The sequence below is a fragment of the Pedobacter frigiditerrae genome (genome assembly GCF_004331645.1).
GTDB lineage: Bacteria > Bacteroidota > Bacteroidia > Sphingobacteriales > Sphingobacteriaceae > Pedobacter > Pedobacter frigiditerrae.
Genome location: NZ_SJSK01000006.1, coordinates 100,498 through 117,150, shown reverse-complemented (window position 1 = coordinate 117,150; position 16,653 = coordinate 100,498). Strand labels below are relative to the sequence as shown.

General features: G+C 36.9%; 11 protein-coding genes. 2 read left to right on the top strand and 9 right to left on the bottom strand.

The window, feature by feature from the left end:
* Window positions 1-83: 83 nt before the first annotated feature.
* Window positions 84-1,262 (top strand): MFS transporter, encoded by a 1,179-nt coding sequence (locus tag EZ428_RS19775; protein ID WP_131554940.1) that lies wholly within the window; start codon window positions 84-86, stop codon window positions 1,260-1,262.
* Here the strand turns inward: EZ428_RS19775 and EZ428_RS24140 are convergent.
* Together EZ428_RS24140 and EZ428_RS24135 are read right to left on the bottom strand one after the other, a co-directional pair.
* Window positions 1,259-1,960 (bottom strand): sulfatase/phosphatase domain-containing protein, encoded by a 702-nt coding sequence (locus EZ428_RS24140; protein ID WP_205945777.1) that lies wholly within the window; start codon window positions 1,958-1,960, stop codon window positions 1,259-1,261. The genes EZ428_RS19775 and EZ428_RS24140 overlap by 4 nt on opposite strands.
* Before the next feature lie 18 nt (window positions 1,961-1,978).
* A complete protein-coding gene (locus EZ428_RS24135; protein WP_205945767.1) occupies window positions 1,979-2,791 on the bottom strand; it encodes a sulfatase-like hydrolase/transferase in 813 nt (270 codons plus the stop codon).
* 136 nt (window positions 2,792-2,927) lie between these two features.
* On the opposite strand from EZ428_RS24135, the gene EZ428_RS19765 reads away from it, so the two are divergent.
* Window positions 2,928-3,857, top strand: coding sequence for a metallophosphoesterase family protein (locus EZ428_RS19765; protein ID WP_131554939.1), 930 nt, complete (start codon window positions 2,928-2,930; stop codon window positions 3,855-3,857).
* Window positions 3,858-3,872: 15 nt separating this feature from the next.
* Here the strand turns inward: EZ428_RS19765 and EZ428_RS19760 are convergent, their stop codons facing one another.
* The 7 genes from EZ428_RS19760 to EZ428_RS19730 all read right to left on the bottom strand — a co-directional run bounded on the left by EZ428_RS19760 (window position 3,873) and on the right by EZ428_RS19730 (window position 16,574).
* Window positions 3,873-5,138: an Hsp70 family protein gene (locus EZ428_RS19760; protein ID WP_131554938.1), complete on the bottom strand. Its 1,266-nt coding sequence runs from the start codon at window positions 5,136-5,138 to the stop codon at window positions 3,873-3,875.
* Between the two features lie 632 nt (window positions 5,139-5,770).
* Window positions 5,771-6,757, bottom strand: a complete 987-nt coding sequence (locus tag EZ428_RS19755; RefSeq protein ID WP_131554937.1) for a glycerophosphodiester phosphodiesterase family protein — start codon at window positions 6,755-6,757, stop codon at window positions 5,771-5,773.
* 402 nt (window positions 6,758-7,159) lie between these two features.
* Window positions 7,160-8,176: a cellulase family glycosylhydrolase gene (locus EZ428_RS19750; RefSeq protein ID WP_131554936.1), complete on the bottom strand. Its 1,017-nt coding sequence runs from the start codon at window positions 8,174-8,176 to the stop codon at window positions 7,160-7,162.
* Between the two features lie 3 nt (window positions 8,177-8,179).
* A complete protein-coding gene (locus EZ428_RS19745) occupies window positions 8,180-10,024 on the bottom strand; it encodes a glycoside hydrolase family 35 protein (RefSeq protein WP_131554935.1) in 1,845 nt (614 codons plus the stop codon).
* A 49-nt stretch (window positions 10,025-10,073) separates the two neighbouring features.
* Window positions 10,074-11,603, bottom strand: a complete 1,530-nt coding sequence (locus EZ428_RS19740) for a glycoside hydrolase (RefSeq protein WP_131554934.1) — start codon at window positions 11,601-11,603, stop codon at window positions 10,074-10,076.
* 88 nt (window positions 11,604-11,691) lie between these two features.
* Window positions 11,692-13,386: a RagB/SusD family nutrient uptake outer membrane protein gene (locus EZ428_RS19735; RefSeq protein ID WP_131554933.1), complete on the bottom strand. Its 1,695-nt coding sequence runs from the start codon at window positions 13,384-13,386 to the stop codon at window positions 11,692-11,694.
* Between the two features lie 5 nt (window positions 13,387-13,391).
* Complete coding sequence (locus EZ428_RS19730) at window positions 13,392-16,574, bottom strand: SusC/RagA family TonB-linked outer membrane protein (protein ID WP_131554932.1); 3,183 nt, start codon at window positions 16,572-16,574, stop codon at window positions 13,392-13,394.
* Between the last annotated feature and the right edge of the window lie 79 nt (window positions 16,575-16,653).

Below are 16,653 nucleotides of genomic sequence, written 5' to 3'. Positions count from 1 at the left end.
GTCCCGATAACTCGGGACTTTTTTGTTTTATAGCAATGTACAGGGCATAACTAAAACAAAAAATTTATCTTGTGGCTTCTATTATGTCATCTACCATTTTGCAACCAAAAAACTACATTCTCCCCATAATTGTTATAGCGCAATTCTTTTGCACCTCATTATGGTTTGCAGGTAATGCCATTATCAGCGATTTGGTTAATGAATTACATTTTCCTTCTTCTTATTTGTCTCACCTCACCAGTGCAGTTCAATTTGGGTTCATCATTGGCACTTTAGTATTTGCCTTATTAAGTATTTCAGACCGTTTTTCACCTTCTAAAATTTTCTTTATTTGTGCCGTTATTGCCGCATTAACTAACCTTTGTGTAAATATTAACAACCTAAATGTTGTTCTTCTATTGCTTATTAGATTTACAACAGGCTTCTTTTTAGCAGGTATTTATCCAGTGGGAATGAAAATTGCGGCAGACCATTTTCAAGAAGGTTTGGGGAAATCATTGGGATTTTTAATAGGTGCGTTAGTTTTTGGAACCGCTTTTCCTCATTTCTTAAAAAGTATAAATGGAATACCTTGGCATTATATTGTGCTTTGTACGTCCTTGCTTTCCCTAATTGGAGGATTAATCGTATTCATTTTTGTTCCAGACGGACCATATAGAAAAATAGGCCAGCAATTAAGTTTGAAAGCATTTATAAAAGGCTTTAGCAACAAGAAATTTAGAGGTTTTGCTTTTGGCTATTTCGGGCACATGTGGGAGCTTTATGCTTTTTGGTCGTTTGTTCCTATTATTTTGTTAACCTACAACAATCAGCACCCAAATCATATTTTTAACATCCCTCTTTTTTCTTTTTTAATAATTGCCGTAGGAAGTATTGCTTGCGTAATTGGCGGAATAATTTCGAAGCGATTTGGCGTAAAAAAAATCGCAACACTTTCTTTAGGTTTATCTGGTGCTTGTTGTTTGGCCTCTCCCCTGTTTATATTTAACAGCTCGGCAACAGTTTTTATTACATTTATGTTTGTTTGGGGAATGGTAGTTATTGCAGATTCTCCTTTATTTGCAACACTAGTGGCTCAAAATGCTGTAGCAGAATACAAGGGATCCTCCTTAACCATTGTAAATTGTATTGGCTTTTCCATCACAATTATCAGCATACAGCTGATAGGGGCTTTAAAAACCGAAACAAACGAACAATACATTTATATGTTATTGGCGTTGGGTCCAATTTTAGGGTTAATCGCCCTGCGAAAAAACGATTAATTATCTTCTACCAACAGCCTTAAAGCAACATTATCTTTATTCTCACTTACCAAATCCTTTAATTTTCTTTTTAATTCGGCTGTCAAGGTTACATTTTTTTGCTGTCCATAAATATTGTTCATTTCATTAGGGTCGTTTTTCAAATCGTACAACTCCCAAAAATTGGCTGCGCCGTAGAACCGAATAAGTTTATAGCGATCAGTTCTTATACCAAAATGCCTCATTACACTGTGCTCTCCCGGAAACTCATAATAATGATAATAAACAGACTCCCTAAATTTAGCTTTTGGGCTTTTCAATAAATTATCAAACGATTTCCCTTGAATTTCTGCCGGAATAGGAACATTAGCCAACTTTAAAAAGGTTGGTGCAAAATCTACATTAGAAACTAACTGCGGCATCATGGTTCCAGGTTTAATTACACCAGGGTAACGCATGATAAAAGGAGCATGCATCGATTCTTCATACATAAAGCGCTTATCGAACCAACCGTGTTCGCCCATGTAAAAACCTTGATCTGAAGTATAAATTACGATTGTGTTTTCAGACAAGTTGTTTTTCTCTAAATAATCTAACACCCTTCCAATATTCCTATCCAAAGACAAGGTAGTGCTTAAATAATCTCGCATGTATCTTTGGTATTTCCATTCTACTAACTCATTCCCCTTTGGGTTTTGTTTTAAAAAATCAGCTTCAATTGGGTCATAGTAGGCATTTCAAGCTTTACGTTGTGCCGCACTCATCCTTGCTGTAAAAGCTGTTGCAGAATTAACCTTATCTGATGTATCGCTTTTTATTTTCAAATCGTAGCCCAATTTCATTGTATTTACAATGTTCATGTCTTGTTTACCCGCAGCAATCCTATTCTCATATTTATCATAAAAGTTTTTAGGCAATGGGAATTTGGTTTTATCATATTTTCCCAAATCCTGAGTATCTGGCATCCAAGTTCTATGAGGTGCTTTTTGGCCAATTACTATGCAGAAAGGTTTTTCTTGATCACGCTTATTAAGCCAATCTAAGGCAATATCAGTAGTTACATCCGTGCAATATCCATTGAGCTTACTTGTATCGCCCCTCATATTGATAAATGAAGGATTGTAATACTGTCCTTGACCCGGAACGATATTCCAAAAATCAAATCCTTGAGGATAAGTTTTCAAATGCCACTTACCAACCCAAGCTGTTTGAAAACCAGCCTGTTGCATCCTCCTTGGAAATACATCTTGCGAAGCATCAAACTCATCCATATTATCTTTTAAGCCATTCATATGGCTATATTTCCCGGTTAATAAGGTTGCCCTACTTGGTGCACAAATTGAATTATTTACAAAAGCATTTTTAAAAACCGCCCCTTCTTTTGCCAACCGATCTATATTAGGCGTAGCGCCATATTTAGCACCATAGGCACCGATAGTTGACAGCGCGTGATCATCTGAAATAATGATGATAATATTTGGCATTTTTTTTACCTGTCCATAAATCGATGTGGTAAATAAAGTGAAGAGTAGAAAATATATCCCTTTCATTAAACTAAATGATTAAAACCTATAGTCTAAATATATAGATTATTGACTAAATTAATCATCACTAAATTACCTGCTAACCTGATTTTTACTAATAAAAATAAAATCTAGCGTATATTGTATTAAATAAAATTAACCAATGAAAAGGAAAGAATTTCTTCAATCTGGCTTTATTGCTGCTGGGCTATCTGTACTTCCCGATGCACTTAGTGCAAAAGAGCAAGCCCCGAAAAAATCATTCAGATTTGCCTTTATATCCGACATACATATTAAAACTGGCGCTGTGCCAGAAGCTGGGATGTCAAAAGCCTTAAGGCATGTTAATCAATTAAAACCCAAAGTTGATTTCATCATTAATGGTGGAGATTGTATCATGGATGCCTTGGCTGCAACAAAAGAATCAACCCAAACCCAGTGGGCACTTTATCATCAAATTATGCAAAAGGAAAATAGTTTGCCAGTATATCCTTGCATTGGGAACCATGATATTTATGGATGGTTTCAAAAAGCCCCTGATGTTACCGATCCTTTGTACGGCAAAAATTACGCTCTAAAAGAACTTAAAATGACTGAACGTTATTATCATTCTAAAAAAGAAAACTGGAATTTTATTATCTTAGACAGCACTCAGCTTAATCCAGCTGGAGGCTATATTGCTAAAATTGATGATATACAATTGGAGTGGTTGAAAAACAAGCTTGCTGAAATTCCTGCTAACCAACAAATTTGTATTGTTTCACATATTCCAATTCTCTCAATTTGTGCTGGCTTATTTTTCAATAAAACAGAAGCCAATGGCGATTTAATGATCAAGCGAAACTTAATGCATACCGATTTTTTTGCGCTTAAAACATTGTTCAATAAATATCCTAACATTAAAACTTGCTTAAGCGGACATATCCATTTACAAGATGAAATTCATTACAACAATGTTGATTATTACTGTAATGGTGCAATTTCTGGAAATTGGTGGGGTGGTGCTTTTCAAGAATTTGACCCTGCCTATGCTGTTTTCGATTTCTTTGATGATGGAACCGTAAAAAGAGAAATGATAAAATATGATATTTAAGGGCAAGTTAAAACATTAGCCAAAAAGGTAACCACTATAAGCTAGACCTTTGGCAACACTTTTAAAATTATCGCCAGAGTTTAGTTTAAGATGAGGGAATTTTTCTTTAAACAGTTGCTGAATGCTTCCTACCATTGACGTGCCACCAGTTAAAAAAAGGCTATCAATATCTTTCGCCTCAATATTATTTTGCAACATAAACTCGTTTAAATAGGCCGCAATGCGATCTACATCTCTTTTAATGATTTGCTCATAACCTGCTAAAGAAATTTCTTCATCAATCTTGATATCCATTTGATGATAACTAAATTTCGAGGTAACAGTATTTGATAATTCAATCTTGGTTTTTTCAATAGCTTGAAATACAGAATAGCCTAAATTATTCTCAATCAGCGTAATTAGATTTTTAAACTGAGGGTCATTTCCAGAATAATAATAGTAATCTTCTATATCCTTTTTAATACGTTGCCCATTAAAGAAATTCATTTGTTCCCAAGAGCAAATATTTACGAAAAGAGATTTGGGAACTGTTAATACCTTACCCCTAGTTGCTTCATAAGTGGTATGTTTACCGAAGTATGGCGTTCCTTTTTCCCACATAAATGCCGAATCGAAACTATCTCCACCAATATAAATCCCACCAGTGGCCATTATGTCATTCTTTCTGTCCTTACTGCCTACTTTTTCGGGATCAAGTACCAAGCAGGTAAAGTCTGTTGTACCACCACCTAAATCTGCCACCAACACTTTTTCTTTTTTCGATAACGTTTTCTCATATGCAAAAGCTGCACCAATAGGCTCAAATTGAAAGCGAACCTCATCAAAGCCTGCAAGTGCCGCAGCTTTATCAAGCCTATTTTGTGCTAAGGTGTCTTTTTGCACATTATCATCATTAAAAAACACAGGCCTACCAATAATTGCTCTTTTACAATCTTGGCCAATCAATTCATCGGCCTTAGCCTTTAGTTCCTTTAAAATTATGGCTACTAAATCTGAAGCATTATATCTTTTATTGTGAATTCTGGTCTCTGTAAAACTACTTCTAGATAAAATTTGCTTGATAGATTTAATAAAACGTCCCTTCATTCCATCCTTTAAGTAGGCTTCGATGGCTTCTTCACCTACCACGTAGTTTTTATCCTTACCAGCATCTAGCTGATGGTAAAAATAAATCAATGAAGGAATGATGATAGTACTATGGATTTCTTTTGAATCTTCATCAAAAATAGCCAATGCCGAATTGGTGGTACCAAAGTCAATTCCGTATAAAAATCTCTTCATCTGATGGGAGGTAAGCAAATAAAAGTTTAGTGGGGGCGGCGAAAATATTAAAAAATTAGATAAGAAAAAAATGAAGTAATTACCATTTGTTATTCGCAGCTATTATTGAATAAGGCAAATGATCATAAGTAGACGGAAAATGTTATAACAGCTAATATGAAATAACATTAGGTTCTTAATTGAATATGAACAGGTTATTAACTGCTTTAATTGTAGTACAAAGTTTAATCGAACTTTAAACGTAGTTTAGTCGAGTTCATTTGTCACAAGTTCGAATAAACTTCGAATTAACTTCGACCAAAATTCGAACTAACTTAAAATCGTTTGATATTCTTTTACAATGCAGGTACGAATACTGTGTTAACAAAATGCAATTGTTTTATTTAGAAATAACACATAATAATAGTTAGAAATATTAAATGTTTAAACTTTTAATAACAGATTTTACCTGTCATGGTAATACTTGCATCAATGCATTTAGTTATAAGATATATTCGCAGTATTTAAGTCAATCAGACGACCTGTTGACAAAAACCTATGCCAAAATTTGTACATTATGTTCCCCCTAATAGACAAAAAGGGTGGTCATACTTTATGACACCCTCTTAGCTATAATTGCGATTTGATGGGGACTATTTCGATTTTTGCTGATAGTTACCGAACAATCTGATTAAAATATCTGGGGAGTTAGTAATGATTCCATCAACACCAAGTTTACCTAGGGCAACCATATCTTCTTCCTTATCTACCGTCCAAGGCAAAATTAGCATATTTTTGTCGTGCACTTTTTTAACCATTTCTGCATCAACACCTGTATAATATGGGCTATAAATAGCTGGCACAAAACCCAAATTTTCTAAATCTCCATCTAGTCCAGCTTTTTTGGTGCTTAATTGTTTAAAATATTCCTCAACCTCTTTAGCAGAAAGACCATATTTTTTAAGTTGATCTTCGGTAAGGTTCATTTTTCCTTGCACCAATAAAGCTAGTTTAAGCTTTGGTTCAGTTTGATGTAGAATTTTTAAAGTCCTCACATCAAACGATTGAATGATTACCCTACTTTTGACACCCTTTTGATTAATTACGTTCATCATTGTGTTTACAAATATTTCTGGCGAAGGATTATATTTTCCATCACCCATTGGAGAACATTTTGTTTCAATGTTATAATAAACTGGCTTAAGCTTATTTACCTTTATATAAGCTTCCACACTGTCAATTAAATCACTCAATAATGGTTTATGTGTTTTTAATTTAATTTGGCCAGGAAACATTGGATGTGTTTTTATTCCTGATTGATAGCGACTAATGCTATCGTATGACATTTGATATAAACTCAGACTTTTTTCTTCTTCCTTAGTAATTTCTGTACCATCGGGCTTGGTCATAAAAGTGGCAGACATATAGGCATCATGAGATACTACAACCTTTCCATCTTTTGAAATAACAACATCAAGTTCCAATGTTTTAGCACCTAGCTTAACAGCATTTAACATGGCAGGGATAGTGTTTTCAGGCATCAATGCCATACCTCCTCGGTGTGCCTGAACGTCCAATTTCTGCTGACAAAAGGCTGTCCCGTTAAATAATATACTTAATATTAATATTACTCTTTTCATTATTTTATTTGTTATGATGGTTTAATATGCTAACAACGGCTTTCTAAATCCCCCATATCATCCAATTTGAATTAGAAAGATTTATTGCACGAAAATAATGGAGTCTTTGGCTTAACCTTGTTATGGGAATATTAAGTTTCGGTATTGGAATAAGAATTTTTGAAGCAAATTGTAAACCACAAATTCTTGGGCATAAAATATTTTGAAACAAAAAACCTTTATAAACAAGAAGGCCTTACCGGGCATGGTAAGGCTTGTTCTTGATATTGGCTCACTCTGCTGGGCTTCGAGAAGAGCGGGATCATATACTAGAAGGGCATTGGATGATGAACGATTCTATTGAAGCGCTATGCTACTAAAGCACTGAAGAATATCACTTCGTTAAACTATGTAATGAAAGGCTCAATAACCCCAGCCAAAACGCAGTCGAGTAACACCCGAAGGGTTAACAACCGACAATTTCATATCGCCACCACTTCCACTTCTACTTAACAAACTATAACTATCCCCATCCCTTATTCCTGGCCAGTATACACTAGATAGGTTACTGTTTCTAAATACATTGGTAGAGCCAATGATGTAGGCAATTTCATTGTCGCTCCCAACAGCTCCTGTGTAATTTTTTCCAGTGCTCATTCCTGCTCCAAACTCTGTAATCACCGTTCTGGATGAATAGGCACCATACCTAACCCGCCAATTCGCTTCCCATTCGCTTTGTGATCTCGTATTCCAAAACGCATAATTGTGCAATGCCAATAAACAATCTTTAAACCTTGCATCAGCACCAATTCCAGTTACGTCTTCAGCATAACCAGTACCAGATAATAAAATCCTATTTTTAGGTAAGGCTGGGAACTTGGATAAAAACTGCTCATAGATAGCGCTTAATTGGGAAAGCGTATAACCATAAGGCTCATTAAAAACTTCGATATAAACTTCATTTTGCTGGCCATATTTATTAAGAATGGTTGTCCACATCTGCCAAAAAGCATCCATGTTATCAATCATTCCATTTTTACTGCTTGAGCTTTCCCAACAGCACAAAATCACTTTTAATTTTTTAGCAAGTGCCTGGTCTATTGTTGCCTGATAGGCAGCCCACCAGCTATCGCTTACTGATGGTGGATTAACGGGTAACCTTATGGCATTTACACCCGCTAGATTTGCAATAACACCGTTATAGATACTTTCCGATTTTATGGCAGCACTTGCATAATTATCACTGGCTTCAAGTCCAGAAGGGATTACCCAACCGTCAACAAAGTTGTCTCGGGCATCAGCCCAGTTTACCCCTGATATTAAAGGGTGAACAGGTTTTTCTTCCGGTATAGGCTCGGCAATTACGCCAGCCTTTTTGCTGCATCCGAAGAAAAAAAGAATGCAGCATACCATTAATATATAGTTACGACCTTTTATCATTACCTAAAATTTACTTGTGTTTAACTGATCAAGAATTGCTTTATCTAAACTTTTTAGTTCATTAACATCAGGCTTATTAAGTTCAAACACAACAATTTCATTGCTCCCAGCTTTTAACCATTCTGCTGGCAAATAAATGGTCTGCTGTGGTCCAATGCTCCAATATTTACCCAAGTTATGTCCATTTACCCAAATCACGCCCTTACCCCAATTACGCAAGTCTAAATAAGTATCTGTTGGTGTTTTAACTTCAAAGCTTCCCAATTTCAACACAGGGGTGTTTTTCGTTATTTTAGATGCATTTATCTTTGCCGTTTCTACCTTATTAAAAGGTAATGGAAACATGGTCCATTCCTCTAGTAAATTACCACCAAAAGTAACCTCACCTACAATTCCCTTTTTATTCTTTAACAGATTAGGACCAAAATTAATCCTTCCCATATTTTCTACGAATATTTCTAAGCTATGCTTCCCGCTTGGCACATCAAGCACTAAGCTTTCTTCTCCTAGTCTTCGATCAAGCGTACCCTTTCTCTCTCCATCAATAAATACAATGCCATAGTCACGAAGCCCATTAATTTTAAGTTCTGCCTTTTTGCCACCAATAATGTTCGTTTTATAAATTACATAGCCATAGGCTTGGTTCATGTCTTCAAAAGTTAAAGGATTTTTGCTTTCCTTTCCTGAGCCCATGTAATCAAAAATGCCGATCTCCTTGGTAAACTTGATGGGAGCCATTGCCATAGAGGGCTTAGCCTTTGGTACTTCAGGAAGTTTTTGGTCTTTTGGCAGGTGTTTGGCAATTACTGCCCTAAATTGCATGAACTTATCAGTAGCATTTCCAGCCTCATCTAAGGGGGCGTCATAATCATAACTGCTAATCTGAGGTTCAAATGGAATGGTATCTCTAAAATTTGCGCCATTCATAAATGCCCTCGTACTACCACCATGAAACATATACATGTTAATGGAAATTCCGGCACCCAAAACCGTATCTAATTTTCCAGTGTATTGCTCAGCTGGCACTTTATGATGTGCCGTACCCCACCAGTCGAACCAAGCTGGGTACCATTCTGCTATAAAAAATGGGCCTTTTCCTTCATTAAGGTTGCGAACTGCCTGTTTTACCTTTATGGGATTATCCTGACCATTGATAGCAGGCATTAAGCCTTTCAAATGTCCCTTTACAATATCCTTTTCTGGATCACATGTATATAATAAACCATCAAAACCGGCGTCAACAAACATCTTCCTGTTCATTTCTAGGTACACCTTATCTGCACCATAAGAACCATATTCATTTTCTACCTGAACCATGAGAATGTTTCCGCCATGGTTAATTTGAAGTGGCGCCAACTGTTTACCAATCTCATCTATGTATTTTTTGTATTCGGCCAAGTATTGTTTTTCTCTACTTCTTACCTCTAAACCTTTTTCGTTTTGTAACCAATAAGGATAGCCACCAAATTCCCATTCTGCACAAACATAAGGGCTAGGCCTTAAGATTACCCAAAGCCCCTCTTCCTTTGCAGTTCTTACAAATTCAGCAATATCATTATTGCCGGTAAAATCAAAAACGTCTTTTTCTGGCTCGTGTAAGTTCCAGAACACATATGTTCCTATGGTATTAAGTCCCATCGCCTTTGCCATTTTCATTCGCGCTCGCCAAGCTTCTTTTGGCACTCTAGGGTAATGTATCTCTCCAGATATAATCTGGTAAGGCTTACCATCTAGCATAAAGGTGCTATCGCCCAAACTAAAGGTGTGCTTTTCACTTCCCTTGTTACAGCCAAAAAGCACTGCAAGGAACAGTAGTGCATTTAAAAGAAATATTTTATGTTTTTTCATTTGTTTTGTGTTTTAATTGATGATCCCTGACTATAAATGCCAGGTATACCTATCTTTCTTTGTTGCCAATAATTGTGGTTACAGATTTTGCAGATAAATTAATGGCATCACTCGTAGTGAATGAACGTGTTAGATTAGCACTTTCTGAAGTGGTATAAACAACAATCTTTTTTTGGTTTTTAGCTAATCCAGCTATTTCTAAATGAATGGGTTCATCACTGTTATTTACCGCTACAGTAATTAGTTCATTGTTTTTTAAGTAACTAGAAAGGTAAAAATCCTTTTCATCTGAAACTTGAGTATTTAGCCTTACGCTGCCTACGGGTATAAATCGGCTGTAATTGCCAAAAGCCCAAAGTAATTTGCTATCGTAAACCTTTCCGCCAGTTTTGCTTTTATCAATATAAACTAAACCGTCTTTATAGTTACCTGTTGATACCGCCAACCACCACTGCCATGATGTAGCATTGGCATAAGTGAGGTCATGGTGAATTAGTTTTGCGATGAAAAGCGCTGTTGTCATTCCTAAATCTCTTCCCTCTCCTTTTAATGTGCTATCGCCAAGCACACAATACTCCGACATCCAAAATCTTAATCCGTTCTGTTTACCTACTTCATCCTTAACCTTTTTCCTAATTTGTATGGCCTTAAACTCCGGGCTAGTGGTAAAATAGCTATGCCCAGATATACTGTTGTCTAGGTTATTTAAATCGCCTAAGTAACCTTTTGAATTCGGATTGAAAAAATAAGCTATTTGCCTGCTTTTAGCCGTGTCTTGATGATCAGTAAGATAGTTTAACTGTCCAGCATCAACAATCTGGATCTTTGTTTTTAGCTGTGTTTTATTTAATGTTCCACTTAAATTTTTAACAAGCCTAGTGATTTCCTCATTTGTATAAGGAGTGCCTTCTTGTTTACCCTCATTCCATTTCCATTGCGGCTCATTAACTGGGCTAACATAAGCCAACTCAATTCCTGTTTTTTTCTTGATGATTTTAATCGTATTCACTAAGTCTGCAGAGAACGCATCAACTTTCTTAAAATCGAGGTTGCATAGACCATCACTTGAAAATGCTTTTTGGTTCAGCGTAAAGTTAACGTGAGGACTATTCACAAAACCTAAAAAATTACTTACGCCCCTTTTTTTTGCAGCGTCCATGAACCAGATTTGCCCAGGCATCGCATCTTCGTTATAGGTTCCATTTAAACTAAGAAAAGAAAGCTGTCTTCTCCATTCATCGCGAATGCCACTTTCCTTACCTTGTTCAGTACTGCCACCACCAATGGCGAATCGCCAAAAATTTAATCCAATTCCTAAAGGGGTTCCAGCTTCATCTAGCTTTTTACTGAATAGTAAATCTGCCATCTTGTTTTTTTCAGCATCAGGCCATAACCCTGCAAATTGACAAGTCCAAGCATCTGAAGCACCAAAACTTTCTATCACCTGAGCAGGCTCGTTAAAATTGACTTTTACTTTGATGATTCTTTTATGTTGTGCCTGAACAAAAATTGGAGTAATCAAGCCAAGCAGTATACAGAAAGCATAGCCGGTAATTTTTCGCTGAAAAAACAAATTCATTGTTTAAAGTTTAATAAGCATACCAGCATTGCGTACCGGTATGCTTAAGTTTCATCCTATTTTAAAATGTTAGATACGCTAACAATGTCTAATAATCGGCATTTTGTTCTAATTTATTTCCTGAAGCTAAAATTTCTGCTCTAGGTATTGGTAGCCAGTATTGTTTAGCTGTAAATAATTTACCATCTAATGCAGATTTAGCAGCATAAGTAAAATTGCTTCCAGATTTGGTTACGATTATTCCTGCAGCTGGCTTATTCTCTACAATGTCTGCAATTTTCCAACGGCGAACATCATAATACCTGTGTTCTTCGAAGGCTAGCTCTACCCTGCGCTCATATTTAACCGCATCACGCATCTCTGCCTGAGAAATCCCTGCGGCTAATGCTGGCATATTTACATCTGGTCTCGCTCTTACTAAGTTGATAGCTTGTCTAGCAGACATGGCTGATCCTGCTGGTATAACATCTGGTCCATAAGCTTCATTGGCTGCTTCTGCAAAATTCAATAATACTTCGGCATAGCGCATATAAATCCAAGGTTGCATACCTGCTACATCCCAAGGGTTATCAATTGGATAACTATCGTTCATGAATTTTTTAAGATAGTAACCAGTTTTCGTGGTGTTCCAGTTCGAATCGCCATCCTTACTGTCTTTTCCTCCCGGGATAAATGCTTCTAAGCTTCTAGTTCTATAAGGAGCTCCGTTGTAAATTACAGTATATCCAAATCTTGGATCTCTATTGGCATAAGGCTGTGAAGCTAGATAACCAGAGGTTGGATCTGTAATTGGCTTACCACTTACCATTTGATAATCATCAACCAAATTTTGAAGAGGTGTATTACCTCCCCATCCGCCATAACCATTAGGTCCATTGGCAATTTCAAGGCACACATGCCTGGCATTTGTGGTAAATAATCTTTCAAAGATCACCTCGTTAGTTTCATTAACTAGGAACATTTTATTGTAACCACCTGTATAAATGCCATATTTATTTAAGCTGATTACCGCCTGCGCAGCACTGGTTGCTGCTATCCAGGTTCCCGCATTATATAACGGACTTGCTGCATAAAGTGCCAGTCTAGATTTAAGGGCTAATGCAGCACCTTTTGTCGCCCTACCCAATTGCCAAGTGCCAGTATTGTTTGCCGGCAATGCTGCCGCAGCCTCATCAAGTTGAGCTATTGCATAGTTCATGCTTTCTTGTAAGGTTGCTCTTTTAAATAAAGCTGGATCTTGTAGATTATCGCTCAGCTGTGTAACCTTATCGCCTATTAATACTGCACGACCGTAATTTCTAATGATATCATGGTAACGGTAAGCCCTGATGAACTTTAATTCGCCTTCAATCATTTTTTTATGCCCAGCACTCATTGTTATTTTAGAAAGGACACTTAAGGCGTAGTTACATTCTCTTATTCCCCTGTAACTACGTGACCAAAATGAGCCCGTACTTCCTAAATTATCCGGAGAAATCTGACCACGTTGAATCAACCAACTTCCGTCATCGTTATTGTAGATAGATTCGTCGGTGTACGAACTCATCATGCTGTATTCAAATCCTCTACCAAAACCTGGGTTAGAGCCTTCAGATTCTTTTTCTTGAAGCCTAGGCCCAATGTATCTATTGAGTACATAAGCCTCAAATATGGTAGTGTCACTTTCTACTGATGTGGTAGATATCCGATCGGTTGGTTCTACCTCAAGAAAGTTCTTTTCGCAAGATGTTAGCGCTAATGTTGCGCATAACGTTATATATAATGGTTTGATATATGCTTTCATGTTGATTAAAATTTAACGTTTGCCCCAATGTTAATGATTTTCTGTTGTGGGTAAAATTGACCACTTCCACTATCTCCTTCAGGATCGTAGTCCTTAACCTTTGTGATAGTGAAAAGATTATAGGCACTTGCATAAAGTCTTAGGTTGGAAATTTTTGCTCTTTGAAGTAGGTTAGACTTGAAGTTATAACCTAGCTCTACATTTTTCAATCTTAAAAAAGCAGCATTGTTTAGCCAAAATGTATTGTTATAGGAACCTCCACTAATTGCATTTGATGCACGTTCTGAAACCCTTGGGTAGGTACCTGCTGTATTAGTAGGACTGAAACGATTATCTGCCCAGCTACTGTAATAATTTCCTACACTTCCTGATTCTGGTAATACATATTGACTAACCCTTGCTTGACCTGCAAAAAGCACAGAAACATCAAATTGATGATAAGAAGCATTTAAGCTAAAACCATAGGTAATCTGTGGTATGTTACCATATTTTGTACGGGTTTGATCTTTGAAATCAATCTTTCCATCGCCATTAAAATCTTCATATTTCAGATCGCCTACTTTTGCGCCTGTAACATGAGGATAGCTGTTTAACTCTGCTGCAGTGCGGAAAATTCCGATGGCATTGTACAACTGATAGGTTCCCAATGGCCTACCTGTTACCCTTTGATAGTCTAAAGTTCCAACGGCTTCATCAACATACACCACCTTGCTTTTTGCAAAAGTGATATTACCAGATGCACCCCAATTAAAGCTATTACCAGTATGATTATAGCCTAAGGTACCTTCAAAGCCCTTGCTGTTGATCTTACCAATATTCTCGGCAGGTACCAATGCATCAGAACCATAAGGATTAACAATACCCGAAGTTGCTGGAATTGATGCGTTTCTGGTCATCAAAATATCTGTTCTTTTCTGCTGGAAATAAATGGCTTCCAAGGTGAAGTTTTTGAGGAATACAGCATTTAAACCAAAATCAAGTTTCTTAGCTGCTTCCCACGTTACAACAGGGTTGGCCAATTTTACTAAATTAAGGTTAGACTGGATAATGTTGGTTCCGCTACCCGGTACACTTGCCACAAAACCATTACTTACCAAAACATAATTGTCAAAATATTGGAAGCCATTAATTAAATCGCTACCCAATGAACCATAAGATGCTCTTATTTTTAAATCGTTTATAAACTTAACGTTGTTTGCAAACCATTTCTCTTGGCTAATTCTCCAAGCAGCTAAGGCAGAAGGGAAATATCCGTAACGTTTTGCTGATGGGAATAATGATGAACCATCTGCACGAAATTGACCTTCAAAAATGTACTTCTCATCGAAGTTATAAGTTACTTTTGCTAAATAACTTCTTCTCTTGTAGTTTGTGCTATAGCCGGAGTTCCTAAAATCGGTAGCAGCAGTACCGCCTTGAGAGAGTTCTGGAAGCGTTGTTGAGATATAGTTCAATCGCTGTGCATCAAAAAATTCGTAGTGGTTGGCACTTTGCTCATAACCCACAAAGGCATTTACATTATGTTTTCCAAAACGTTTGTCGTAATTAAGTTTAATGTTTGAGGTAATTAGCGATTGGTTACTATGCGATTCATATAGGGTAGCTCTATTGTTACTGCCACCCACTACCACCGTATTATATGTTGCTGATGCTTGATCGTAATTAAATAGATTATAAGGTTTGTTAAAGTTCTTAGAAAAACCATAGGTTTTATCTAAAGAGAAAAACCCATCTACAGACAATCCTTCTATTCCAGGTATTTGATAGCTACCTTTTAATATGGCATTCAATACTTGAGTTGGGTTGCGATTCGTTCCACCTGCGTCGGTAACTTGAACAGCTGGATTATTATTCTCAATTCCGGTGGTTGGTAGCCCGTTTGGATAATAGGCGCCCACAATTGGTTTTGCACGATAAATAGACCTAAATATACCACCTGCCCCTACGGTTGGGAATACCCTATCTTCTTGTCTGCCAGAGATGCCTAATCCTACTTTTAAACGTTTAGAAATATTGGCATCTATATTAGACCTAAAATTATATTGGTTATACTTTGTTGCGGCATTTTTATATATCGCATCTTGGTATAATTTTCCCAGCGAAACAAAATATTTCACATCTTCGGTACCACCGCTAACAGAAAGGCTATGTTGGTTTTGCAATGCAACATCCTTAAGCGTCTCCTTTATCCAATCGGTATTGGGAAAAAGCAATGGATCTGAGCCATCCCTAAACTTTTGGATTTGCGCAGCAGAATAAGCCTGGTTCAATCCTCCATTAGGATTCGAATCAAAGTTAATCTCGTTCATGATCTGCGCATAGGTAGCTGCATCGGCCATTTCTGGCAACCTAGTTGGCATACTAAAACCTTGATTGAAACTGTAACTTACTGTTGGCTTACCGATTTTTCCTCTTTTAGTGGTTATTAAAATTACTCCATTTGCAGCACGGTTACCATATATGGCAGCGGAAGCGTCCTTTAATACAGAAATACTTTCTACATCATTTGGATCGATACGTTCTAGACCACCTAATTGTCCGGGTATACCATCTACCACAACGAGCACGCTGTTATTGGTATTGGTAGATAAGCCTCTAATCAAGATACCTGAACCATCATAGCCTGGTTCTCCACCGCGATTGTTGATCACTACTCCTGAGAATCTACCTGCAAGTGAATTAGAAAGGTTGGGTTGTGGACTTTTAACAAGATCTGCTCCCTTAACTTGCGAAACCGAACCTGCAAGTGTTGCTTTTTTCTGTGAACCATAACCTACAACGATGAGTTCATTAAGGGTTTTAGAATCAGATGTTAGCTGGGCATTTACGTTTGTCTTGCCTCTTGTGGGAACTTCAGTGCTAACAAATCCCAAATATGAAAATACCAACACGGCATTCTCATCGGCAACTTTAATAGTGTATTTACCTTCACTATTGGTTTGGGTTACTACGTTAGTGCCTTTAACTGATACACTAACACCGGGAAGTATCCCTCCTTTTTCATCATAAACAGTTCCACTAACTGTAATTTCATCCTTGGTTGATAATGAATTTGTGGTGCTAGAATGTACAGACGCTTTAGCGGTTTCTGTTAATAATAACGAAACGCTGGCGAGTGATACAATGAGCAGCGTTCGTTTTGCCACACGGCAAAATAGAACAGATTTGTTCTGTAAAACTTTTCTCATTTGATTTATATTTGGTTATTTAATTTTTAGTTGTTTTCGCTTTATGCTAACCTTATTCCTTGTCTTTGGCCAATGGGTA